The organism is Pseudomonas sp. GW822-FHT01E03, from assembly GCF_058802985.1.
Window position 1 is genome coordinate 1 of the sequence record NZ_JBXAOQ010000031.1, and the last position, 1243, is coordinate 1243.

At 53.1% G+C, this 1243-nt stretch carries 2 protein-coding genes; both read left to right on the plus strand.

Annotated elements, in window-relative coordinates; translation table 11 throughout:
• Positions 1-65: 65 nt before the first annotated feature.
• Positions 66-371 (plus strand): transposase, encoded by a 306-nt coding sequence (locus AC1RP7_RS27885; RefSeq protein ID WP_489328278.1) that lies wholly within the window; start codon positions 66-68, stop codon positions 369-371.
• Positions 368-1204 (plus strand): IS3 family transposase, encoded by an 837-nt coding sequence (locus AC1RP7_RS27890; protein ID WP_493183447.1) that lies wholly within the window; start codon positions 368-370, stop codon positions 1202-1204. Before AC1RP7_RS27885 ends, AC1RP7_RS27890 begins: the two co-directional genes overlap by 4 nt.
• Positions 1205-1243: the final 39 nt, after the last annotated feature.

Consider the following 1243-nt stretch of genomic DNA (forward strand, 5'->3'; position numbering starts at 1 on the left):
TGAACTGGCCTAATAATTCCGGACACCTCTTAAGGGCGATATGATTTCGCCAACTTGGAGGTTCCATGAACGAAAGAAAGGTCTACACCCGCGAATTCAAGCTACATGCTGCCAGTATGGTGCTTGATGATAACTGTCCGATTCCAGACGTTTGTGCATCGCTGGATATTGGGCCTACCGCTTTGCGGCGTTGGGTCGATCAGGTTCGCAAGGAACGCGAGGGCCAGCCAGTCAAGGGCACCAAGGCGATTACCGAAGATCAGCGCCAGATCCAGGAACTCAAAGCCAAGATCAAGCGCATGGAGATGGAAGCCGAGATCTTAAAAAAGGCTACCGCTCTCTTGATGTCGGATCCCGATCGTTTTCGATGATCGCAGAGCTAAGAGAGTTATTTCCGACGGCCGTGGTGTGTCGTGCTTTTGATGTGAAGCGCAGCAGCTTTTATGAGTGGCTTCAGCGGCGAGCCAAGCCGCGGATCAGACGCGAAGAACTCAAGCTGAAAGTGGTTGAGTTGCACAGCGAAAGCCGCGAAGCCATGGGCTCCAGAATGATCAGTAAGGGCCTGAAATCCCAGAATATTGCAGCTGGAAGGAGCCTTGTCAGAGCACTGATGCGGGACGCCAACATTGTCAGTAAACAACGCCAGCCCCACCCATTCAGATCCAAAGGAGTGGAAGCATTTGTCGCGCCCAATCGGCTCAAGCGCAACTTCAAACCGACTGCAATCAATCAGGTTTGGTGTGGCGACGTGACCAGCCTGATGGTGGGCAAGCGCTGGGTTCATCTGGCCATCGTCATCGATTTGTATGCTCGCCGGGTCATTGGTTGGGCATTTTCTCTGGTCAACGACGCCAACTTGGTCAGCAAAGCGCTACGCATGGCGGCAGAGGTACGGACGTGTCCTCCTGGGCTGATGTTTCACTCAGATCAGGGCTGTCAGTACACCAGTCGCAGGTTTCAAGAAGAACTGATGCGCCACGGTATTTTGCAAAGCATGAGTCATCGCGGGCAGTGCTGGGACAATGCTCCGACAGAGCGTTTTTTTGGCACGCTGAAGTCAGAGTGGGTGCCTCGCAGCGGCTACAGCCTGATCGAAGAAGCCAAAACCGATATGGTGCGCTTCTTCATGTACTACAACCGTACCAGGCTCCACAGCTACAACAACTACCTGTCGCCAATAGCTATGGAGCAAAAAGCGGCATAAACACCGTAATCGGTGTCTGGGATTACTTGACCAGTTCAG

Bases quoted from the DNA above. Each gene is read 5' to 3' on its own strand.
- AC1RP7_RS27885 (WP_489328278.1), top strand. From the start codon at position 66: ATGAACGAAAGAAAGGTCTACACCCGCGAATTCAAGCTACATGCTGCC.
- AC1RP7_RS27890 (WP_493183447.1), top strand. From the start codon at position 368: ATGATCGCAGAGCTAAGAGAGTTATTTCCGACGGCCGTGGTGTGTCGT.